Source organism: Motilimonas sp. 1_MG-2023, from assembly GCF_030547455.1.
In the GTDB taxonomy this organism is placed as follows: domain Bacteria; phylum Pseudomonadota; class Gammaproteobacteria; order Enterobacterales; family CBDFNC01; genus Motilimonas.
Window position 1 is genome coordinate 1 of the sequence record NZ_JAUOPX010000244.1, and the last position, 243, is coordinate 243.

Annotated in this window: 1 protein-coding gene; it reads right to left on the reverse strand. The window is 44.0% G+C overall.

Going from position 1 to position 243, the window contains the following annotated elements:
• On the reverse strand, nt 1–243 hold a 243-nt coding region (locus Q4519_RS22035), incomplete at both ends, for a KOW motif-containing protein (protein WP_303516115.1).

A 243-nucleotide genomic window follows, 5' to 3' on the forward strand; every position in this document is an offset into this window, starting at 1 on the left:
GTGTTGAGCGACCGAAAATAAGTACCGACACTTTAACGCGGGTCTTATCATAATCGACTTCTTCAACCACACCGTTAAAGTCAGCAAATGGACCCTCAGTAACGCGAACCACTTCACCTGGTTCGAATAAGGTTTTAGGTCTTGGCTGATCAATCGCATCTAGTAAGCGATTTAAAAAAGCATCTGCTACTTTTTGAGAAATGAGTGCAGGACGTTCAGAGGTTCCACCGATAAAGCCCATGA